The sequence below is a fragment of the Streptomyces auratus genome (assembly GCF_050433025.1).
GTDB lineage: Bacteria > Actinomycetota > Actinomycetes > Streptomycetales > Streptomycetaceae > Streptomyces > Streptomyces sioyaensis.
Genome location: NZ_JBNGCB010000001.1, coordinates 2693292 through 2713548, shown reverse-complemented (window position 1 = coordinate 2713548; position 20257 = coordinate 2693292). Strand labels below are relative to the sequence as shown.

At 71.9% G+C, this 20257-nt stretch carries 20 protein-coding genes; 5 read left to right on the top strand and 15 right to left on the bottom strand.

Annotation, left to right across the window (positions count from 1 at the left end; genetic code table 11):
- Positions 1–2: 2 nt before the first annotated feature.
- The 7 genes from BKA18_RS11715 to BKA18_RS11685 form a co-directional block, all read right to left on the bottom strand.
- Positions 3–1997 carry an APC family permease gene (locus BKA18_RS11715; protein ID WP_366043090.1) on the bottom strand — a complete coding sequence of 665 codons (1995 nt, stop codon included), beginning with the start codon at positions 1995–1997 and terminating at the stop codon, positions 3–5.
- Positions 1998–2156: 159 nt separating this feature from the next.
- On the bottom strand, positions 2157–3101 hold the full coding sequence (locus BKA18_RS11710) for an oxidoreductase (RefSeq protein ID WP_366043089.1): 945 nt from the start codon (positions 3099–3101) through the stop codon (positions 2157–2159).
- Positions 3102–3201: 100 nt separating this feature from the next.
- On the bottom strand, positions 3202–3507 hold the full coding sequence (locus BKA18_RS11705; protein WP_147245182.1) for an ArsR/SmtB family transcription factor: 306 nt from the start codon (positions 3505–3507) through the stop codon (positions 3202–3204).
- Between the two features lie 179 nt (positions 3508–3686).
- The gene (locus tag BKA18_RS11700) at positions 3687–4184 is read right to left on the bottom strand and encodes an SRPBCC family protein (protein ID WP_366043087.1); all 498 of its coding nucleotides are present in this window, start codon (positions 4182–4184) and stop codon (positions 3687–3689) included.
- 231 nt (positions 4185–4415) lie between these two features.
- Complete coding sequence (nirD, locus tag BKA18_RS11695; RefSeq protein WP_366043086.1) at positions 4416–4835, bottom strand: nitrite reductase small subunit NirD; 420 nt, start codon at positions 4833–4835, stop codon at positions 4416–4418.
- Positions 4835–7486, bottom strand: a complete 2652-nt coding sequence (gene nirB / locus BKA18_RS11690; protein ID WP_366043085.1) for a nitrite reductase large subunit NirB — start codon at positions 7484–7486, stop codon at positions 4835–4837. Before nirB ends, nirD begins: the two co-directional genes overlap by 1 nt.
- A 161-nt stretch (positions 7487–7647) precedes the next feature.
- Entirely contained in the window at positions 7648–9657 is a 2010-nt protein-coding gene (locus BKA18_RS11685) for a glycoside hydrolase (RefSeq protein ID WP_366043084.1), read from the bottom strand.
- Positions 9658–9835: 178 nt separating this feature from the next.
- Here BKA18_RS11685 and BKA18_RS11680 point away from each other — a divergent pair, with 178 nt between their 5' ends.
- Positions 9836–10855, top strand: coding sequence for an SHOCT domain-containing protein (locus BKA18_RS11680; protein WP_366043082.1), 1020 nt, complete (start codon positions 9836–9838; stop codon positions 10853–10855).
- Positions 10856–10886: 31 nt separating this feature from the next.
- Here BKA18_RS11680 and BKA18_RS11675 read toward each other — a convergent pair whose 3' ends face one another.
- The 3 genes from BKA18_RS11675 to BKA18_RS11665 are packed head-to-tail and all read right to left on the bottom strand — an operon-like array spanning position 10887 to position 13082.
- Positions 10887–11846, bottom strand: a complete 960-nt coding sequence (locus BKA18_RS11675; RefSeq protein WP_366043081.1) for an NAD-dependent epimerase/dehydratase family protein — start codon at positions 11844–11846, stop codon at positions 10887–10889.
- Between the two features lie 52 nt (positions 11847–11898).
- Positions 11899–12255 (bottom strand): DUF397 domain-containing protein, encoded by a 357-nt coding sequence (locus tag BKA18_RS11670; RefSeq protein ID WP_366043080.1) that lies wholly within the window; start codon positions 12253–12255, stop codon positions 11899–11901.
- On the bottom strand, positions 12249–13082 hold the full coding sequence (locus BKA18_RS11665) for a helix-turn-helix domain-containing protein (protein WP_366043079.1): 834 nt from the start codon (positions 13080–13082) through the stop codon (positions 12249–12251). Before BKA18_RS11665 ends, BKA18_RS11670 begins: the two co-directional genes overlap by 7 nt.
- A 139-nt stretch (positions 13083–13221) precedes the next feature.
- Here BKA18_RS11665 and BKA18_RS11660 point away from each other — a divergent pair, with 139 nt between their 5' ends.
- Positions 13222–13542, top strand: a complete 321-nt coding sequence (locus tag BKA18_RS11660; protein WP_366043078.1) for a hypothetical protein — start codon at positions 13222–13224, stop codon at positions 13540–13542.
- Here the strand turns inward: BKA18_RS11660 and BKA18_RS11655 are convergent.
- The 3 genes from BKA18_RS11655 to BKA18_RS11645 all read right to left on the bottom strand — a co-directional run bounded on the left by BKA18_RS11655 (position 13506) and on the right by BKA18_RS11645 (position 15973).
- A complete protein-coding gene (locus tag BKA18_RS11655; RefSeq protein WP_366043077.1) occupies positions 13506–13793 on the bottom strand; it encodes a hypothetical protein in 288 nt (95 codons plus the stop codon). The two genes, BKA18_RS11660 and BKA18_RS11655, sit on opposite strands and share 37 nt — an antisense overlap.
- A 147-nt stretch (positions 13794–13940) precedes the next feature.
- Positions 13941–14099 (bottom strand): DUF7196 family protein, encoded by a 159-nt coding sequence (locus tag BKA18_RS11650; RefSeq protein ID WP_366043076.1) that lies wholly within the window; start codon positions 14097–14099, stop codon positions 13941–13943.
- Positions 14100–14260: 161 nt separating this feature from the next.
- Entirely contained in the window at positions 14261–15973 is a 1713-nt protein-coding gene (locus BKA18_RS11645; protein WP_366043075.1) for an Ig-like domain repeat protein, read from the bottom strand.
- A gap of 381 nt (positions 15974–16354) precedes the next feature.
- Here BKA18_RS11645 and BKA18_RS11640 point away from each other — a divergent pair, with 381 nt between their 5' ends.
- Positions 16355–17143, top strand: coding sequence for a sulfite exporter TauE/SafE family protein (locus tag BKA18_RS11640; RefSeq protein ID WP_093483103.1), 789 nt, complete (start codon positions 16355–16357; stop codon positions 17141–17143).
- A gap of 24 nt (positions 17144–17167) precedes the next feature.
- On the opposite strand, the gene BKA18_RS11635 is transcribed toward BKA18_RS11640, so the two are convergent.
- Both BKA18_RS11635 and BKA18_RS11630 read right to left on the bottom strand, forming a co-directional pair.
- On the bottom strand, positions 17168–17986 hold the full coding sequence (locus BKA18_RS11635; RefSeq protein WP_366043073.1) for a class I SAM-dependent methyltransferase: 819 nt from the start codon (positions 17984–17986) through the stop codon (positions 17168–17170).
- 90 nt (positions 17987–18076) lie between these two features.
- On the bottom strand, positions 18077–18451 hold the full coding sequence (locus tag BKA18_RS11630; protein WP_366043071.1) for a cupin domain-containing protein: 375 nt from the start codon (positions 18449–18451) through the stop codon (positions 18077–18079).
- Positions 18452–18718: 267 nt separating this feature from the next.
- Between BKA18_RS11630 and cutA the strand changes: the two genes are divergently transcribed.
- Entirely contained in the window at positions 18719–19084 is a 366-nt protein-coding gene (cutA, locus tag BKA18_RS11625; protein ID WP_366043069.1) for a divalent-cation tolerance protein CutA, read from the top strand.
- A 1-nt stretch (position 19085) separates the two neighbouring features.
- Complete coding sequence (locus BKA18_RS11620) at positions 19086–20084, top strand: trypsin-like serine peptidase (protein ID WP_366043067.1); 999 nt, start codon at positions 19086–19088, stop codon at positions 20082–20084.
- The last annotated feature ends 173 nt before the right edge of the window (positions 20085–20257 follow it).

The following is a 20257-nucleotide window of genomic DNA, read 5'->3' as shown; positions in this document are numbered from 1 at the left end:
CGTCACCGCGCCACCCGCCCGCCCGTCGCCAGCCGGAACCGCAAGCGGCAGATGACCGCGTCCGTGTCGCGGCGGACCGCGTGCGCGACGACCGCGCCCCGCTGGTTCTGGAGCAGGCGCTGCCACAGGTGGGCGGGCTCGGCCTCCGGGATCAGGACGGTGATGCGGGCGCCGGGGCGGCGGGCGCCCAGGGCGGTGACGTACGCGGCGATCGGGCGGCCGAGGGAGCGGGTGGCGGAGGGCAGTTCGAGGAGTTCCACGCCGGGGTTCCACAGCTCCCAGTCGCGGCGCAGGGCCTCGGTGGCCGGCCGGTCCTCGGGGGTGTCGTGGGTGACGGTGACCGCGATCACCTCCTCGCCCAGGGACACCGCCGCGTTCAGCGCCTCGCAGGTCAGCCGGGAGAGATGCGAGACGGGGACGATCACCAGGGAGCGGGCGCGGCGCGGGGGTTCAGGGATGCGGCCCAGGCCCAGGCGCGCCCCGATCCGGTCGTACGCACGGTGGACCGCCTCGAAGGCCAGGACCGTCAGCGGCAGGGCGAGGACCAGGAGCCAGGCGCCCTCGGTGAATTTGGTGGCGGTGACGACGACCGCCGAGACGCCGGTGAGCAGCGCGCCGAAGCCGTTCAGCAGGGCCTTGCCGCGCCATCCGGGGGAGCGGTGCAGGCGCCAGTGCCGGACCATGCCGATCTGGCAGAGCGTGAAGCCGACGAAGACGCCGATGGCGAACAGCGGGACGAGGGTGTTGACGTCGCCGCCGGAGAGGACGAGGAGGGCCGCGGCGACGGCCGCCAGCGCCAGGACGCCGTGGCGGTGGACCTGGCGGTCCGCCTTCAGGCCGAAGACATGGGGCAGGTGGTTGTCGCGGGCGAGCAGGCCCATCAGGACCGGCAGGCCGCCGAAGGAGGTGTTGGCGGCCAGCGCCAGCAGCACCATCGTGGCGAACTGGACGACGTAGAAAGCACCGTTGTGGCCGAAGGAGGCGTCCGCGAGCTGGGCGAGGACGGTGACCCCCGCGACCGGCTGGAGGTGGAAGCGGCCGATGAGGACGGCCAGGCCGATCAGCATCACCCCGAGCAGGGCGCCGAGCGCGACCTCGGTGCGCTGGGCGCGCCGGACGGCCGGGGCGCGGAAGGACGGCACCGCATTGGCGACCGCCTCGACACCGGTCAGCGCCGAACAGCCGGACGCGAACGCCTTGAGCAGCAGCAGGGCGCCGACGCCGGTGGCGTGGTCGGCGAGGACGGAGGCGTGCCCGTCGGCGGTGACGGTGGAGGCGGGTCCGGTACGGAAGAGGCCGACGGCGATCATCGTCAGGACGGCGCCGAGGAAGACGGCGGTGGGGACGAGGAACGCCTTCGCCGAGTCGACGATGCCCCGCAGGTTGATGCCGGTGAGCAGGAGGAGAACCGCCAGGCAGATCCCCGTCCGGTCGTCGTAGAGGGCGGGGAAGGCCGAGGTGAGGGCCGCGACACCGGCCGTCACGGAGACCGCGACATTGAGCACGTAGTCGAGGACGAGGGAGGCGGCGGCCACCAGCGCGGTGCGGCGCCCGAGGTGGGTCCTGGCCACCGCGTACGAGCCGCCGCCGTCGGGGAACGCGGCGATCACTTGGCGGTACGAGGCGACCAGCACGGCCAGCAGGGCGGCGATGGCGAGCGTCACGGGGAGGGTGCAGCCGAGGCCGTAGCCGCCTGCCGCAGCCAGGACCAGCACGATCGACTCGGGACCGTAGGCGACGGAGGCCATGGCATCGAGCGAGAGGGCGGCCAGGCCCTGGAGCGCGGTGAGCCGGTGGCGGGCGTCGGGCTCGCCGGTCGCGGCGCCGTCGGGGCCGCGGCCGTCGGGGCCGGGGCCGCCGTCCACGCCGTCGCCGGGGCCACGGTCCACGCCACCGGGGTGGCCCCCGTTGGTGCCGCCCGGCCGGGTGCCGACCGCGGCGGTGGCGGTATCCGGGGGTTCCTCGGGGCGGCCGTCGTGCGGGAACTCCCTCGCCATCGTTCGTCGTACCTCCGTGCGCACCGGGCTGGACCAGCTCAGCGTGCGGGGGCAAGACGGCCGCCGTCAGCGGGCTTTGGCGGCTCCTTGGCGGGCGGAGGCGGGATCTTCACGGGGTCTTGATGCGGGCGGGGGTGTCCGGCGCGCTACGCACGCGACTCAGCGCGCCGTGGCAGCCCGGAAGAAGTCGTAGTGCACGTCGGTGAGTTGCTCGGAGGCGGACCACAGACGCTCGCCGTTGGCGTCCTTCGTGGTCCACGGGGCGCGGAAGGACTGGGCGGGGGCGCCCCGCAGTCCGCTGCGCGGGCCGATGAAGGAGTCCGGCCGCATGTGCGGGGCGGTGGCCGCGCAGAGGGTGCCCAGGGCGCCGCCGTCCGGGGACTGCGCGACCGCGCGGTTGACCAGCTCGACCACCCGCTCCGTGGAGGTGCGGCCCTCCATCCGGACGCCCGCGGTGGCGAGGTTGGTGGCGGCGTATCCGGGGTGCGCGGCGGCCGCGATGACCTGCGAGCCGGCCGCGGCCAGCCGCCGGGACAGCTCGTGGACGAAGAGCAGATTGGCGCTCTTGGAACGGGCGTAGGCGATCCAGCGGCGGTAGGAGTGCGCGCTGTTGAGGTCGCCGTGGTCGAGGTCGGCGAGCATGTGCAGCATGCTGGAGACGGTGACGACCCGGGCGCCGGGGGTGGCGAGGAGCTTGGGCAGCAGCAGACCGGTCAGCGCGAAGTGGCCGAGGTGGTTGGTGCCGAACTGCATCTCGAAGCCGTCGGCGGTGGTGCGGTACGGCAGCGCCATCACGCCCGCGTTGTTGATGAGCAGGTCGAGGCGGTCGCCGTCGAAGTCGTCGAGGGTGGCGGCGAAGTCCCGTACGGAGGTCAGATCGGCCAGGTCGAGGGGACGGAACTCGGCCTCGGCGGTGGGGACCTCGGACCGCAGCCGGTCCAGTGCGGCGAGGCCGCGCGACTCACTGCGGCAGGCCAGCAGCACCCGGGCGCCGCGGCGGGCCAGTTCACGTGCGGTGACATAGCCGATGCCGCTGTTCGCGCCCGTGATGACCGCCGAGCGGCCGGTCTGGTCGGGGATGTGGCTGGTGTTCCACCGGGTCACGCCTGCACTCCTCCCTAGGGGGCAACAAGAGTACGTCGTGGGCAGGTACGGCTGGGGCGGGTGGGGCGGAAGTCAACAGACACATCCGCCCCGCGCCCGGTCACTCGCCCTCGGCGAGGCGCTTGATCGCCGACAGGCGGCTGTCCCAGGCGGCGGCCACCCGGTCCATCCACCGGGCGGTGACCCCCAGCCGCTCCGGTATGACCCGGTAGCGCGCCTCTCTGCCCTCCCGGTGGCCGGCGACCAGGCCGGCCCGGTCCAGGACCCCCAGGTGCTTGACGATCGCCTGGCGGCTGACCGGCAGTTCGGCCGCCAGGACCGTGGCGGTCGCCTCGCCGTGCGCGGCGAGGGCGTCGAGTATCCGGCGGCGGGTCGGGTCGGCCAGCGCGGAGAACACCTCCGCCACGGCGTCCCCGCCCGCCCCGGAGCCCCGGCCCGCATCCCCTACGGAGCCCCGGCCCCCGCTCGCCCCCGAGTCCCGGCCTGCATCCCCTACGGGACCCCGACCCTCGCCCGCCCCGGAGTCCCGGCCCGCACCCCCTACGGGACCCCGGCCGGCGCCCCTTCCCGTTCCTTCGCCGGTCGTCATGCCGCGAGCTGCTCCGCGTACTGCTTGACGTTCTTCATCTGGCCGGTCCAGCCCTCGGAGTGGCTGTCGTAGCCGGCGGTCGGCTGCCGCTCCTCCGGGATGGCGATCTCCTCGAACCCGGTCTCCACCACGCGCAGTCGGGTGCCGTCGCCCTCCGGTGTGAGGGTGAACTCGACGAGGGTGGAGTTTCCTTCGACCGCCACCTCGCCCGGGTAGGCGCTGGCCCAGCGGTACGAGAAGCGGCGCGGCGGGTCCACCGTCACGATCGTGGTCGGGAACTGGCCGTACTGGCCGTGGTCGAGCTGCATGATGCCGCCCGGCCGCAGGTCGACCGGGGTCGGCTCGCCCTGGCCGAACCACGAGCCGACGTGCTCGGGCTCGGTCAGCACCGCCCAGACCCGTTCGACGGGCGCGTCGATGCTGATCTCCCGCTCGATGCGGTTGCGGTCCTCACCGGCGCCCTTGCCGGTGTCGTTGGCGCTCTGAGTGCTCATGGGGGGCTCCTCCTGCCGCGCTGATTCCGCCTACGTGCTACCCAATGGTTGCACGTGGCGGTAGGAGGTGCAACCCCACGGTTGCGCATTGCGGAGGGGTGGGGCGAAGGGCCGGCCACCAGCCGCGACTCCGCCCGGCGGCCCGGACCCAGCGGACGGGCCCAGCGCCGCGGGCCCGGCGGCCCGGACCCATCCCTACGGACCCATCCCTACGGACCCAGCCCAACGGCCTCAGCGCCCCGCGCCCCCCACCCCATCCCGCACCCGCACCCGATACACCGGAATCGACTCCGCCGGATCGTCCAGGCAGTCCCCGGTGAGCAGGTCGAAGCGCTGCTTGAGCAGCGGTGAGGCCACGAACGGGCGGCCGTCGGCCGAGCCGGTCAGGCCGCGGGAGAGGACCTGGGCGCCGGTGAACGGGTCGCGGTTGCCGATCGCATGGATGCGGCCGCCGCGGTCCAGGAACAGCGCGGCCTGGGCGCCGTCCGGCAGCAGGGCGGCGACGCCGCGCCCGGGGAGCAGGTCGCCCGGCCCGCAGACCGGGATCCAGCTGCCCTCGGGGCAGCGGATCTCGACCGTGGCCGTGCCCGCCGCCGTCGCGTCGGCGGTGAGGGAAGCGGAGGCGTGCTGTTCGGCAGTGAGGGTGGTCATCAGACAGAGGTTCCTTCCAGGGTCCGAACGGGCAGGGTCGGGCCGGCCAGCAGCGTCAGGTCCGGCTTGACCTGGTCGCGCTCCGGTACGAAGCGGACGGACGGGTCCGGCACATCGGGTGCGTTGACGAACGAGACGAACCGGGCCAGCCGCTCGGGGTCGGCGAGGGTCTCGGCCCACTCGTCGCGGTAGTGGGTGACATGGGTGGCCATCAGGGCCTCCAGCTCGTCGCACAGCCCCAGGGAGTCATGGACGACGACGTCCCGGACGTGGTCGAGGCCGCCCTCGATCCGCTCCAGCCAGGCGGAGGTGCGCTCCAGCCGGTCCGCGGTACGGATGTAGAACATCAGGAACCGGTCGATCAGCCGGATCAGTTCGGCGTCCGAGAGGTCCTGGGCGAGCAGATCGGCATGGCGCGGATCGGCGCCGCCGTTGCCGCCGACGTAGAGGTTCCAGCCGTTGGAGGTGGCGATGACGCCGAAGTCCTTGCCGCGGGCCTCCGCGCACTCGCGCGCACACCCGGAGACCGCGGACTTCAGCTTGTGCGGGGAGCGCAGCCCCCGGTAGCGCAGCTCCAGTTCGATGGCCATCCGGACCGAGTCCTGGACGCCGTAGCGGCACCAGGTCTGCCCCACGCACGACTTCACGGTGCGCAGCGCCTTGCCGTACGCATGGCCCGACTCGAAGCCGGCGTCCACCAACCGGGCCCACACTTGCGGGAGTTGGTCGACCCGGGCGCCGAACAGGTCGATCCGCTGGCCACCGGTGATCTTGGTGTAGAGACCGAAGTCGCGGGCCACCTCGCCGATCACGATCAGCTTCTCCGGGGTGATCTCACCGCCGGGGATCCGCGGCACGATCGAGTACGAGCCGTTGCGCTGGAGGTTGGCGAGGAAGTGGTCGTTGGTGTCCTGGAGGGCGGCCTGCTCCCCGTCGAGGACATAGCCGCCGGCGCCGACGCTGGGCGCGAGGGAGGCGATGATCGAGCCGACGGTGGGCTTGCAGATCTCGCAGCCGTCGCCGTTCCTGGCCTCCGGGCGGCCGTGCGAGTCCAGCAGCTCGGCGAAGGACGTCAGCCGCAGGGTGCGCACGATCTCGTAGAGTTCGGCGCGGGTGTGCGGGAAGCAGCCGCACAGCCCGGTGTCGACGACGGCGCCGGACGCGGCCAGCTCGTCGTTCATCACCGCGGTCAGCGACTTGACGCAACTGCCGCAGCCGGTACCGGCCTTGGTGCACTTCTTGACCTCGGGCAGGGTGGTGCAGGAGTGCTCGGTGACCGCGGCCCGGACCGTCCCCTTGGTCACGTTGTGGCAGTTGCACAGCACCGCGTCGTCCGGCAGCGCGGACGGACCGAGCCCGCCGCCGCCCTCGGCCCCCGCGGGCAGGACCAACTGCTCGGGCGCCAGCGGCGGAACGGTGCCGGTCAGCGGCCGCAGCATGCCGTACGACTCGGCGTCGCCGACCAGGACCCCGCCCAGCAGCTCGCCCCCGGAGCCGATCACCAGCTTCTTGTAGACGCCGCTGCGGGAGTCGGCGTAGACCACGTCCAGCGCGCCGTCCGCCGTGCCGTGCGCATCCCCGAAAGAGGCGACGTCCACGCCGAGCAATTTGAGCTTGGTGGACAGATCGGCACCGGTGAAGCCGTCGGGCTGCCCGGTGTCGTCACCGAGCCGGGCGGCGATGTCGCCGGCCGTCACCCGCGCCATGTCGTAGCCCGGGGCGACCAGGCCGTAGACCCGGCCGTCGGAGGCCAGCGCGCACTCGCCGATCGCATACACGGCCGGGTCGTCGGTGCGGCACTGCTCGTTGACGATGATGCCGCCGCGCTCGCCGACCGGCAGTCCGCAGTCCCGGGCGAGCTGGTCGCGGGGGCGGACGCCGGCCGAGAAGACGACCAGGTCGGTCTCGATCCGGGAGTCGTCGGAGAGTCCCATGGCGGCCACCGCGCCGCTGTCGTCCGCGACGATCTCCTTGCCGCCGACACCGGTGTGCACCTCCAGGCCCATCTCCTCGATGGTGCGGCGCAGCGCGCGGCCGCCGCCCTCGTCGACCTGGAGGGCCATCAGCCGCGGGGCGAACTCCACGACGTGGGTGTGCAGCCCGAGGCCCTTGAGCGCACCGGCCGCCTCCAGCCCGAGCAGCCCGCCGCCCACCACCACACCCGTGCGGGCGTTCTTGGCGTACTCCTCGATGGCCAGCAGGTCGTCGATCGTGCGGTAGACGAAACAGCCCGCGCTGTCCTTGCCGGGCACCGGCGGCACGAACGGATACGAGCCGGTGGCCAGCACCAGGGTGTCGTAGCGGACGGTCAGCCCGGAGCGGGCGGTGACCGTGCGGGTGGTGCGGTCGACGGCGGTGGCCGGGTCGCCGAGGTGCAGTTCGATGCCGTGCCGGGCCAGGAATTCCGGGTCGGTCAGGCTCAGGTCGTCCGGGGTCCGGCCGGCGAAGTACGACGTCAGCTGGACGCGGTCGTAGGCCGGGCGGGGCTCCTCGCACAGCACGACCACCCGCGTCCGCTCGGTGACACCGCGGTCGGCCAGCTCCTCCAGGAAGCGCTGGCCGACCATGCCGTGGCCGATCAGGACGAGGGTGGGTGTGGTGCCGGGCGCGGCATCTGTGGTGGCATCCGGGTGCGGCGGCATCGAGGTCATGCCCCTCACACTGGGGCGTGGCTGTTACCCGCCCGCATCTGCTCTGTTTCCCGGGCGGAACGCTGCCCTCAGTGGCGGGGCGGCCGCCGTGTGAGGCCGGCCGCCGCGCGGGCCGCCGCCCTCCGGCAGATCAGCAGGTCAGCGGGCTGCCGACCGGTCGGTCAGCCGGTCAGCTGTGCCGGGCAGAGCCGTCGCGGCTGCTGGTCGGTGGCCAGCTTGGCATCCACACAGCCGCCCGGCAGGCCGCCATGGGCCTTGCTGCCGAAGTTGGCGGTGACGGTCAGCGCGCCCTTGCCGAAGACCGTGCGCTGGACGCTGCGATCACCGGTCAGCCACCGGAACGAGGACATCTGCTGCGTGCCGGCGGCGCGGTGCAGCGGCGAGAAGAACTTCTGCAGCGCGGCGAGCTCCGGCCCGTCCTTCCGCAGCGTCGGGCCGTCGAGAACGAAGTTCAGCGGGGTGTTGTAGAGCATCGCCAGCAGCGCCCGGGTGGTCTTCTGGGCCGGCAGCTTCTGGTACGACAGCTCCCAGCGCTCCACATTCACCAGCGAGCCGTGCAGTGCGCTCTCGTAGAGCGGCGCGCGGTACTTGGGGTCGTACATGGCGGTGGCCATCCGGGCGGGCAGCCGGACCGGCTTGAAGAAGGCGCCGGGGGCCTTCTCCGGCGCGTAGCCGCCCCACGTCTCCTTGTCCCGCTCCAGACCCCACAGGCCGTCGTCGACCGGGGTGCCCGAGCCGTGGTTGTAGGCCAGCACCTTGTTGGCCCACGCCTGGGCGCCCTCCGAACCCAGGACGAGGTTCTTCGACAGCCGCACCATCCGGGCCAGCCGGCTCGCGCGGTCGCCGGCCTTGGTCATCTCATGGCCCTCGCCGTGATCGCGGAACAGCTCTCCCGTCGCATCCACATCGAGGAAGTAGCTGTCGGCGCCGTTGGCGACCATCTTGCGGGTGCGGTCGGCGAGGTAGTGCCGGTCCGGCTCGGCCTTCTCGAAGGCGCGCGAGCTGAGGTAGCAGCCGCGCTTGCCGAAGCCCGGCTGCGGGGTCCCGTCGGCCCGGCGGATGCAGAAGTCGGGGTAGACCCGGCCCGGCCAGACGGAGGTGGGGCTGTCGGCCTTCGCGGGGTCCTGGCCGTTGGCGAAGGTGTCGTACGGCCCGACGAGATAGCCCGCCTTCTTGGCGGCCCGCACCGCCGGCGCCTTCATCGGGTCGGGACCGGAGTCGTAGCCGAGCCACATCCGGTCCACGCCCAGCTTCTTCAGCTCCTCGACCCCGGGGGCGGTCCGCGCATCGCCCCACACATACGCGTGGAACGCGCCCAGCAGCTTTTCGGTGGCCGGGTTCTGCCGGATCTTCTTGCGCAGGCCGCCGAGCTGGCCGCGCTGCGAGAGGTAGGAGCGGTAGTCGGCGGCGGGGGCGACCGGGTTGCCGTCGGTGAGGGCGAAGGAGACCTCGTAGTCACGGGTGCCCTCACCGGCGTCGAAGGCATGCTGGGCCGTGGTGCGCAGCCGGCCTCCGGCGGAGGTGAACCGCAGCGAGGTCCCGAGGTCGGTCGGGGTGAGGTAACTGACGCCACTCCCGCCGCCCTTGTCGCCCGCCCCGCCCATGGAGTAGCCCCACAGGGGCAGCGAGAGGGCCTCGCCCATGTCGACGGTGCTCCCGGCCAGCCCGCCCTTCTGGGGGCCGGCGTTCCAGAACGCGTCCCGCACCGGGATGTCCAGCCCCTCGCCGCGCGGCACCTGAACGGCGGAGGCGGCCCGGTCGGTGCCGGTCACCGGCCAGTCGACCGATCCGTCGCGGTCCGACCGCAGCGTGATCCGCAGCCGCCCGCGCGCCGAACTCGCGGCCACCTGAAGGCCCTTGTCGGGGTAGCTCCAGCGCGCCCCGTCGGCCGTCCGCGTCACCGCACCGGGCTTGCCCAGCCCGCCCGCGGCTCCCTCGGACAGCACCAGCTGCCGCCCACCGCTGGTGTGCGCGGTCACCGCGAGGGAGGCGGTGTCGACGACGGCGGTGCCGCCGGAGACGGGGAGTTGGAGCCGGCTGCCCTCCAGGGTGCCGGCTGCCGCACTGTCACATCCGGTGAGCCCGAGGGCGGTCGCGGTCAGCGCGAGCGAGGCGGCCAGCACGCGGGCGGGACGGCGGTGTCCAGCGGTCTTGTGGGGGTGGGAATTCATGAAGGACTGATTACGCATCAGCGGTAAGAGAGTTCTAAGAACCGCGCTCCAAGTACCGAGCTTCACATGCCGAGTGGCAAGTCGTACGTCGACGCCCTGGGTAGCGCTCAGCGGCCCTCGCCGCCACGGCGCCCGTAGACTGTCCGGCATCACGATCGAACCGGCGGGGGGCTGCGGGATGGTCAGGTACGAGGGTGCGGGCGGCTGGGTCGAGATCGGTGCGGCGTCGCTCACCGTCTGCCGGACGGACCAGCGGCCGAGCCCGCTTCCTCCGCGCGAACTGCCCTTCCAGGCGCTGTCCGGCGTGGAGCTCAAGGATGCGACGAGGCTGCGGCGCGGACACCTCCACCTGTGGTTCGGCGGCGGCGTCCTGGTCCCGGTGGGGTCCGCCGAGGACCCCAACACGATCGGTTTCACGTACGGGCAGCGCGAGGCGTTCCGCGGCCTCCACGAGTATCTGTGGAACGTCGTGCGGACGAACGACGCCCAGGACATCGACGTGGCCGCCGCCTATGAGGCCGCGCACGACCCCCTGGTCGCCTGGCTGGCCGACCGGGAACGCGCCCGGGAACGGGCCGCGGAGGACCGAGCCGTACGCGAACACGCCGCGGAGCAGCAGCGCATCGACCGACTCGCGCGCAAGATCGGCCCGGCGGCCGCCGCCCGCGAGGACATCATGGCCGCCGGGCTCGCCTCGGCCACCGGCGACCGCTGCTGGTTGAGCCTCAAGCACCTGCCCGGCCTCCTCCTCGGCGGGGAGCAGGTCTTCGTCGTGGCCGAGTGCTTCCTGGGCAACGACCTGGGCACGGTCGTCCTCACGAACCAGCGGCTGATGTTCGTCCGTGACAAGTTCTCCGGGCCGGAGCTGTCCGCGCTCCACCTAGGGGAGATCAGGGCGGTGGCGGGTACCCAGAAGGTGACCCAGGGCGTCCTGCGGGTGGAGACCCTGCGGGGTCCCGTCGTCGAGTTCGGACGCCTCAAGGGGGAGGACCTGGCACGGCTCGACGAGGCGTTGCGCCTGGCCGTGGGCTCCCTCGGGCGGACCGCCGCAGCTCCGTCCGCTGCCCCGGCCGCGCCCCCGGCTCCGTCCCAGGACGTCCTTGACCAGCTCGCCAAGCTCGGCGACCTGCACGCGGCCGGCGTCCTCACCACCGCCGAGTTCGAGCAGAAGAAACGGCAGTTGCTCGACCGGCTGTGACGGGGAATTCCGCCCTACGAGCCGCCGAGTTCTAAGAACCGTCCCGGCGCGCCAGCCGCGCCCGCTCCTCCTCGGGTGTGAACCCCGCCGTCAGCGGCGGCTCACCGCGCGCCCGGTCCCAGGCCAGGACATCGGCCGCGGTCACCTCCAGCGGGGTCGCGGGCAGCCCCGCCGCCCGCGCGCGGGCCGGGCTGCGCTGCTGGGTCGCCCAGTCGTCCCGCACCAGCGGAAACAACAGCGGCAGGTCGTCGTCCGGCACCCGTACGAGCTCGACCCGGCTGCCGGCCACCCGCGCACAGGTCTCGATCAGCCCGCCGAGCGTGACCGGCTCGGCCGGTCCCACCGCGTGGAAGGCGCCCGGACGGTCGTCGACGAGCAGTTGCACGACGAGGCGGGCCAGGTCCCGCGAGTCGATGATCTGCACCGGCTGTCCGGGATCGGCGGGCAGCGCCACGCGTCCGCCCCGGGCGGCCCGGCGCACCCAGTACGTGAAGGTGTCCGACGGGTCGTGCGGCCCGGCCACCTTCCCGGCCCGCACGATCGTCGCCCGCGCGCCGTACCGCGCCAGCACATCGTCCTCACAGGCCACCTTGCACGGGCCGTAGGTGGCCTCGGTCAGCTCCTCGGTGTCCCGTACGGGCGGGCGGCGCGGGGTGTCCTCGTCGGAACCCGGCCCCAGCCCCTCCCGCCGGTAGACCGCATGGCTGGAGAGGAACAGATACCGGCCGACCCGGTCGCCCAGTGCGTCCATCGCCTGCCCGACATGCCGCGGGACATAGCCGCTGACATCCACGACCGCGTCCCAACTGCCCTCACCCAGCGCCCCGTAGTCACCGGTGTCCCGGTCACCGATCAGCCGGGTCAGCTCCGGGAACAGCTCCGCCCCGGTCCTGCCCCGGCCGAATAAGGTGACCTCGACCCCGCTGCGCAGGGCGTCTTCCACAATGGCGCGGCCGACGAATGACGTACCGCCAAGAACAAGAATGCGCATGGAGGTTGACGCTATCGGCAGGCGCCTGCGGGACAACACCGGATTTCGCCCGTCAGACGGTGAACTCCCCGCGCTGGACGGCCGAGACGAAGGACGACCAGCCGCCCGCCGGGAAGACGAGCGCCGGGCCGTCGGGGTTCTTGGAGTCACGGACGGGGACGACCCCGTGGACTTGGGTGAGGGCGGGGGAGAACTCGATGCATTGGCCGCCGTCGCCATCGCTGTAGGAGGACTTGACCCAGGCGAGGTCGGGGGAGAATTCGATGCATTCCCCGCCGTTGGCGTCGCTGTAGGACGACTTGACCCACGTGAAGTCGCGGGAGAATTCGATGCACTGGCCGCCGTCGCCACCGCTGTAGGACGACTTGACCCACTCGGCGGTCGTAAGATCGAAGTCAGTGCTCACCATCTGTACTCCTTCAACAGGGACTTGATGAGGGCCCGCGATCTCTCAGGAGACAACGCGTTCGCCCGCAGTCGATCGTAGCTGTCGAGGTGTGTGCCCACAGTCTTGGCGGAGTCGTAAAGCTTGCCTCCCTGCGGGCCATCCGCGTAGAGCACAGTAGGAGAGTCGTCAAAGGCCAGCAGGGTGAATGGCAGGTGCACCGCTGGAGCTCCCGCTGAGTACGGCAGAACCTGGAGGTCGATGTGAGGTGAGGTGGCTGCCGTCAGCAGATACTCAAGCTGCTCGGGCATGGCCTCGGCGCCGCCCACATCCGTCCGCAGACACGCCTCATGAAGGATGACCCACAGGAGCGGTGGAGCATCGAGCTCGAACAGCTCACGACGGCGAAGGCGGGCGGCAACCCTGCCCTCGATCAGGTCCGACTCTTCGCGTGGATGCGTTGAGCGGAAGACTGCCCGTGCGTACGCCTCCGTCTGGAGGAGCCCCATCACAAGGCTCGCCGAATAATCCAGTATCCGCGAAGCCTTCCGCTCCAGATTGAGATACGGCACGAACCAACTCGGGTGATCCCCTTCGTCGATCCGACGCAGCAGACCGGCGAACAACTCCCCCGTCCCGAACACGGTGTCGCAGCCCTTGGCGAATTTCTCACTGGGCCTGGGCAGCATCGTGCCGGATTCGACCTTGCTGACGTACCCCTCGGAATAGCCCGTCGCCTTGCCCAGATGCTTCTGGGTGAGCTTGCGGGCCAGACGTACCTGTCTGACGTCGCGACCGAATCGCTGGAGCGGATTCAAGTGCTCGGGTGGGGTCGTCTCGTCCAACGCCATGACCTCTTGAGATGGGAGCGCGCGCCCAGGTCGCAGGCTTGAGTCCTACTGCCTCAAGCACCCCGATTCTATTGCCCGTTGCGTTGATCCAGTGACGATTTGACTACACCTGGTGTCCATGAGTAGGGGAGTTGAGGACATGACCGAACCCATCGCGCGGCTGCTGCCGTGGACGAGCCTGGACGGCAAGCCGTGCTTTCTGGTGAGCGACGGAACCGGGTACGTGGCCCGGGTCGCCGACGCCGTCGAGGAGGAACAGCTCGCCACGGCCGTCGACCTCATCGACGAAGCGCGGCGCGTCTTCGCGGGGCGCGGGTGGACGTCCGGGGAGCTTCAGCTGCTGGCCGTCGAGCTGACCGATGCGCTGGTGGAGGTGCACCGGGTCGCGAAGAGCCGGGGTACGCGTCTGCTCTTCCGCGACGATCAGTCGAGCCAGCGGGAGGCGAGCCCGGCGAGGTAGGAGAGCGACAGGGCGGTGGTGGTGAGCTGCAGCGCGGGGGTCCCGCCGGCCCAGTGCGTGAGGGCGGTCATGGCGGCGGCCACCCAGATGCTCGTACACCAGCTGCAACTGACCAGATAGGAGGGTTTGGAGTCGTCGCCGAAGCGGTCGGCGATCCAGGAGCGAAAACCCCCGGCGAGGGTGTCCTTCGTGAGGAATCTGGTGAGGCGGCACGTGGCGCCGAGGGAAAGCAGAAACTCTAAAAGGCTCATGGGGGAGTCCGTCCTCTCGCCGTGAGTTTCCCGAAAAGGAATTGGGGCCGCCTCGCGCCTCGGCAACTGCCCTGCTTCGAAGGCCGGGGCCGGCCGTTTCCCCGACCCGCTGGCGGAAGAGACGGCGGCACCGGCCGGTCGTTTCGGCTACTGATTGATGATGACGATGGTGCCGAGGCCGCCCGCCCGCTGGTTGGCGGCTTCTGCCTCTTGCCAGGTGTAGAACTGGCGGGCGGTGCCGTCGGGCAGATTCAACTGGTAGACAGTGGTGGTCGGGCGGGCACCTCCGCCGCAATTGCAACCCATGTCGCACTCCTTTGCCTATCCTTGTGGCCCTACAGCCGTCCCCCGTAGTTGCGATACGGGGGACGGCTGTGTTTCCGGGCCGCTCAGCAGCCCTGGGCCGGTTGTGCCGGTTCAGGTGAGCGACGGCACGCTGTGTGGCCGTGCCGCATGTGCGCCGGGGATCAGGTGGTGCAGAGGGTCAGGCTGCTGGTGGAAGCCTGCGTCCCGCTGGTCGCGGTGAAGGTGGCGAACCCCAGCTGGAAGAGGCTGAGGGTGGCCGTGCAGCTGGCGTTGCCGCTCGCGTCGGCAACGGCGGTGCACACCACGGTCCCGGTGGCCGTGCCCAGGTGGAACGAGACCGTCGAACCCGGCGTCGCGCCACTCGCGGTGAACGTGGCGTGGGCGGACAGCGGCGGGAAGTCCAGCCGGTAGCAGGCCGGGTTCGCCGTGAGGGTCCCTGTCCCCACGCCCCCGACGGTCACGGTCGTGGTCGCGGAAGAGCCGAGGCAGTTGCAGGTGGTGGGGGCGAAGAGAACGGTGGCCGTGACGGCGTTGGCGCCGGCGGGCAGCGCGCTGGTGGTCGCGCTGGCCGTGCCGGTGAGACCGGTGACACCGACGCCCAGGGGACCGCTGGTGCTGGTGAAGAGGACCACCGCGCCCACGACCGGGGCGCCGTTGCACGTGACGGTGGCCGTGAGGGTCACCAGCTGGCCGACGACCGGGCTGGCGGGCGACGAGGTCAGGGTGACCACGCAGCCCGGCGCCGGGGTGACGGTCACGGTGGTGGTCGCGGCGACGCCGACGCAGGTGCAGGTGGTGGTGGCAGCAGCGACGGTGGCTGTGACGACGTTGGCTCCAGCGGGCAGCAGGCTGGTGGTCAGGGTGGCCGTGCCGCCGGCACCGGTGACGCCGGCCCCCAGAGGACCGCTGGTGGTGGTGAACAGGACCGTCGCGCCCACGACCGGGGCGCCGCCGCAGGTGACGGTGGCGGTGAGGGTCACGGGCTGGCCGGCGACCGGGGTGGCGGGCGACGAGGTCAGGGTGACCACGCAGCTCGGCGCCGGGGTGACGGTCACGGTGGTGGTCGCGGCGACGCCGACGCAGGTGCAGGTGGTGGTGGCAGCAGAGACGGTGGCCGTGACGGCGTTGGCGCCGGCGGGCAGCGTGCTGGTGGTCACGGTGGCCGTGCCGCCGGCGCCGGTGACGCCGACGCCCAGCGGACCGCTGGTGCTGGTGAACAGGACCGTCGCGCCTACGACCGGGGCGCCGTTGCACGTGACGGTGGCGGTGAGGGTCACGGGCTGGCCGGCGACCGGGGTGGCGGGCGACGAGGTCAGGGTGACCACGCAGCTCGGCGGCGGGGTGACGTTCACGGTGGTGGTCGCGGCGACGCCGACGCAGGTGCAGGTGGTGCTGGCGGCGACGACGGTGCCCGTGACGACGGTGCTGCCGGTGGGCAGCGCGGAGGTGGTCAGGGTGGCTGTGCCGCCGGCACCGGTGACACCGACCCCCAGGGTTCCGCTGGTGGTGCTGAAGACGACCGTCGCACCCGGGACCGGGGTGCCGCCGCAGGTGACGGTGGCGGTGAGGGTCACGGGCTGGCCGGCGACCGGGGTGGCCGGCGACGAGGTCAGGGTGACCACACAGTTCGGCGCCGCGGTGACGGTCAGCTGCGCCGAACCGGAACCACTGGCGGCGGTGGCAACAACCGGCCCCGAAGTGGTCGCCGTGAGGGTGGCGGACGCAGAACCGCTGCCGTTGGCGTTCACCACCACGGGTGTTGCCGCGTCGTAGGTGAAGGTGACCAGCTCTCCCGGTACGGCACCGGTGGCCGTGGCGGTGAATACGCCGCCCGCCGGAACGGTTGACGGGGTGAGGGAGACAGTGAGTGCCATGTTGGACAGCCCCTTTCGAAGGCTCCACGAAGGAGGTGGGGGGCTGCTGCACGCCAGAGAAAAGGAAACGCTCCGCACATGCTCACCTGCCGGGGGTGCCCTGAAGAACAGGACGGAATTGCCGCATGACGGCAGTCGTCCCTGGTCCCCCGACAGGGGATGGGCACCCCACCGTCGGTAGCACCGATTGAAGTGACCGGCCGGACGACGCACCACAGTTGGCACGCCATTTAGCCCGATCGGCGCAGCGCACTTCGGTGGCGGGTACCAGCCCCCGGACACAACGGCGCGGGCTCGCCCGGACATTGGCGCCAGGCTTCCGCGGCCCGGCGGCGGCCGAATTCCCCCGGCCCGGGCGCGCACGGTCCCTAAGATCACCTGGTGCCCGCTGACATATCGCTGTTCACCCTGACCCTGCTCGCGCTGGCCGCCCTCGCGGCGGGCTGGATCGATGCCGTCGTGGGCGGTGGTGGACTGCTGCTGCTCCCGGCGCTGCTGGTCGGCCTCCCGCACACGCCGGCCGCCTATGTGCTCGCCACCAACAAGTCCACCGCCATCGTCGGCACCACCGCGGCCGCGGTCACCTACGTCCGCAAGGCCCCGATCGATGTCCGGACGGCGCTGCGGATCGGGTTGGCCGCGATGGCCGGTTCGCTGGGCGGGGCGTTCTTCGCGGCGGGCATCAACAGCGCGGTGCTGCGGCCGCTGATCATGGCTGTACTGCTGGCGGTGCTCGTCTTCGTCCTGCTCCGCCCCGCCTTCGGCACCGCACCCGCGCCCTCGGGCCCGGTCTCCGCCCGGCGCGTGCTGGCGGCCGTCCTCGTCGCGGGCCTGGGCATCGGCTTCTACGACGGCCTGATCGGGCCCGGGACCGGCGCGTTCCTGATCCTCGCGCTCGCCGCGCTGCTGCACATGGACCTGGTGACCGCCTCGGCCACCGCCAAGGTCATCAACGTCTGCACCAACATCGGCGCGCTGACGATGTTCTCGCTCCAGGGCACCGTGCTGTGGCAACTCGGCGCCGTGCTCGCGCTGTTCAATCTCGCCGGCGGAATGGTGGGCGCCCGGATGGCGCTCAAGCGCGGCGCGGGCTTCGTCCGCGGGGTGCTGGTGGTCGTGGTCGTCGCCCTGCTGTGCAAGCTGGTCTACGACCAGTGGCTGGCGGGCTGACGGTCCCGCCGCGGGCCGCCCCGCTCAGAACCGGCAGTGGTAGAGCCGCGCCATGTCCCGCACCGCGGGCACCTTCGCCAGCGCCCGGGCCGCCAGGCGGTAGCGGGCCGGCAGTTTGCCGATGCCCGGGAGCTCCAGGGCGCTGAGGCTCTCGACGATCTCCAGCTTCGGGCTCAGCCGCGCGAGGCCCGCGGCGTCCGTGCCCCAGTACAGTCGCGCGCCGGCCGCCACGACGACGCGGTTGATCCGCTGACTGCGGATCGCGAACCGGCTGAAGGCGTCGAAGGCCAGCTCACCGCGCGGTGCGTGCGCCATCAGCCGACGCAGCAGCGCACTGCCGTCCGCCTCGGTCAGATACATCAACAGGCCCTCGGCCACGACCATCGTCGGCCGGTCCGACGGAACCCGCGCCAGCCATTCCGGGTCAGTCACCGACGAGGCGAGGGCCGTGTATCCCGCGCGCTCCGGATAGAGCTGCCGCCGCAGCGCGATGACCTCGGGGTAGTCGATGTCGTACCACCGCACCCCCGGGCCCGGGTCGAGCCGGTGGACCCGGCTGTCGAGGCCGCAGCCCAGGTGGACCACCGTCGCCTCCTCGTGCCGGGCGAGGAAGCGTGCCGTCCAGACGTCCAACTGCCGGGCGCGCAGGGCGATTGCGGCGGCGTCGGCGGGGCTGATCCGCATCTTCGTGAAGTCGTAGTCGAGCCGCCGCACGGTGTCGGCTGCCGTCGGGTCCCCCAGGATCGGGTCCTGTGCACGGCTGTCGACCGCGCGGCCGTAGAGCGTGGCGAGGAGGGTTTCCTTCTCGCCGGTCAGCTGCACCTTCGCACGCGGACTGGTCATACTCGCGAGAGTACACAACATTCAGAAAAGCGTGAAGTCTGGGAAACCTCGGGCCCGGGAATCCGTTCCGCTACTTCCGGGCCGCCCCCACTACTTCCGGGCCGCCCCCACCGCCGCCGTCGCCGCCTTGCGGTGGTCCCGGTCCGGTATCTCCGTGACGGCCGTCAGCAGCACCGCCGCGTCGTCAAGGGCCAGCAGGCCGTTCCGCTCGCGCGGGCTCATCGCGACCTGACCGGCCGTCAGTTCCTGGCCGCCGCCGGACCCGGTCACCCGGACCCGCCCGTGAAGTACCTGAAGGCTGGCGGCCGGAGGGGTGTTGTGCTCGTCGAGTGCGGTGCCGGCGATCATCGCGATCACGCTCTGCCGCAGCGGGCCGTCGTGCAGGAAGAGATGGCCGCTGCGCCCGTGGGCGGAGGCCCTGGCGTCGTCGAGCTGCTGACGGGCGAGTGCGCTGAGGTCGTCCATGATGCGGGCCTTTCGCGTGCGGACCGACGGGCCGGGCTCCCCTTCCATCGTTGCCGGTGCGCGGGGCCGCGCAACCGGGGAGTTCGCCGGGCGGGGCCGGACCTCCGAGGGGGGCGTCCGGGTGCATACCCGAGCCGAGCGGGCCAAGTCACTTACGGGATGATCATCTCGGTCCGTACGATGCATTGCGGTCCAGCGCCATCGGACAGGCGTGCTTGTCCGATGCGGCCCCACCGTCCCGTCCCCCCACCGCGAAGGATGCGCAACGTGGCCGACCCGAGTGCCCTGAACGACGTGCCCGACCCCACCGGGCGGCAGGCCCGGTTCCTGACCGTCATGACCACCATCGACAGCGAGGCCAAGGCCGCGCAACTGGCCCGCGGCGCGATCGAGGGCAGGCTCGCCGCCTGCGCACAGATCAGCGCCCCGGTGACCTCGGTGTTCCGCTGGGACAACGCGGTCGAGACCGGCCAGGAGTGGCAGGTGCTCTTCAAGACGGCCGAGGCGCGCTATGACGCGCTGGAGGCCTATCTCCTCAACGCCCACGACTACGACACCCCGGAGATCATCGCCACCCCCGTCACCCGCGGTGGCGCCGGCTATCTGTCCTGGGTCACCAAGGAGACGAGCTGACGTGCAGCGAGACCAGACGGGGAACCACGAGATGACGCGAGCCGAGCAGCGGCGGCGCAACCGCCGGTGGCGCAGGGGCGCGACGGCCGCACTCGGCCTGGCGGTGTGCCTGGCCGCCGCGCCCTTCGGCCATGCGGTCGACGGCGCCCGGCACGAGGCGCCGAAGGCCAAGAGACCCGCCACGGACGCCGGCTGGACCAGCCGGGACGCCGCCGCCTACTGGACGGCCGAGCGGATGGCGGCCGCGGCGCCCGCCGGGCCCCAGGCCCAGGGCTCCGCCATGACGGCCCGGTCGGCCCCGGCGGCCGGCCAACGTACCGCCACCGCACGGCACTTCGACGGCATCCCGTCCGTCGGCGTGCTGTTCTCCGTCGACGGGGACGCCCGCGCGCACCACTGCACCGCCAGCGTGGTGCACAGCCCGCACGGCAATCTGATCCTCACCGCCGGGCACTGCAATCCGGGCAGCCGTGCCGCTTTCGTCCCGCAGTATCGTTCCGGCGCGACCACCCAGCCGTACGGCGTGTGGGCGATAGACGACACCTTCGCCTACCCCGGCCGCGGGACCACCGGTGACGGGGCGGACCTCGACTTCGCCTTCGCCACCGTCGCGGCCGACGACGACGGCCGCCGCATCGAGGACGTCACCGGCGGCAACACCCTCACCCCGACGCCCGGTTACGGCAACGACGTCACCGTCATCGGCTACCCGAACGTCCGCAACGACCCCCAGGACCGGGCGGTGCGCTGCGCCACCCGCACCGAGCGGCTGACCGGAACCCGCGAACTGCGCATGTCGTGCGGCGGATTCTACGGCGGCACCTCCGGCAGCCCCTGGCTGACCGACTACGACGAGCAGAGCCACACCGGCCGGGTCATCGGCCTGATCGGCGGCCTGAACGGCGGTGGTCCCAAGGGCCCGGACAACGACCGGACCAGCTACAGCCCGTACTTCGGGACGAAGATCCTCAGCCTGTACGCCCGGGCGACCCAGGGGTGAGCCCGCGGGCCTGTCTTACGGATCACTGCTCCCGTGATCTGTAAGACAGGCACGGGGTGACGGGGGCGCTACTGGGGCTCATCGTAGTGCGCCGGGCTTCGGCCCGGTGGTGAAGCGATTCCGGGGACTGCTCTTTGCACGATCGACGGCGGAGCACCAGGCGACCCGGCGAA

Excerpts from the sequence above, each read along its gene's own strand:
- BKA18_RS11670 (WP_366043080.1), bottom strand. The coding sequence starts at position 12,255 with ATGGTGAGCACTGACTTCGATCTTACGACCGCCGAGTGGGTCAAGTCG.
- BKA18_RS11675 (WP_366043081.1), bottom strand. The coding sequence starts at position 11,846 with ATGCGCATTCTTGTTCTTGGCGGTACGTCATTCGTCGGCCGCGCCATT.
- BKA18_RS11635 (WP_366043073.1), bottom strand. The coding sequence starts at position 17,986 with ATGACCAGTCCGCGTGCGAAGGTGCAGCTGACCGGCGAGAAGGAAACC.
- BKA18_RS11645 (WP_366043075.1), bottom strand. The coding sequence starts at position 15,973 with ATGGCACTCACTGTCTCCCTCACCCCGTCAACCGTTCCGGCGGGCGGC.
- BKA18_RS11680 (WP_366043082.1), top strand. The coding sequence starts at position 9,836 with ATGGTCAGGTACGAGGGTGCGGGCGGCTGGGTCGAGATCGGTGCGGCG.
- BKA18_RS11650 (WP_366043076.1), bottom strand. The coding sequence starts at position 14,099 with ATGGGTTGCAATTGCGGCGGAGGTGCCCGCCCGACCACCACTGTCTAC.
- BKA18_RS11655 (WP_366043077.1), bottom strand. The coding sequence starts at position 13,793 with ATGAGCCTTTTAGAGTTTCTGCTTTCCCTCGGCGCCACGTGCCGCCTC.
- BKA18_RS11685 (WP_366043084.1), bottom strand. The coding sequence starts at position 9,657 with ATGAATTCCCACCCCCACAAGACCGCTGGACACCGCCGTCCCGCCCGC.
- BKA18_RS11665 (WP_366043079.1), bottom strand. The coding sequence starts at position 13,082 with ATGGCGTTGGACGAGACGACCCCACCCGAGCACTTGAATCCGCTCCAG.
- nirB (WP_366043085.1), bottom strand. The coding sequence starts at position 7,486 with ATGACCTCGATGCCGCCGCACCCGGATGCCACCACAGATGCCGCGCCC.
- BKA18_RS11630 (WP_366043071.1), bottom strand. The coding sequence starts at position 18,451 with ATGGACGACCTCAGCGCACTCGCCCGTCAGCAGCTCGACGACGCCAGG.
- BKA18_RS11715 (WP_366043090.1), bottom strand. The coding sequence starts at position 1,997 with ATGGCGAGGGAGTTCCCGCACGACGGCCGCCCCGAGGAACCCCCGGAT.
- BKA18_RS11660 (WP_366043078.1), top strand. The coding sequence starts at position 13,222 with ATGACCGAACCCATCGCGCGGCTGCTGCCGTGGACGAGCCTGGACGGC.
- BKA18_RS11700 (WP_366043087.1), bottom strand. The coding sequence starts at position 4,184 with ATGAGCACTCAGAGCGCCAACGACACCGGCAAGGGCGCCGGTGAGGAC.
- nirD (WP_366043086.1), bottom strand. The coding sequence starts at position 4,835 with ATGACCACCCTCACTGCCGAACAGCACGCCTCCGCTTCCCTCACCGCC.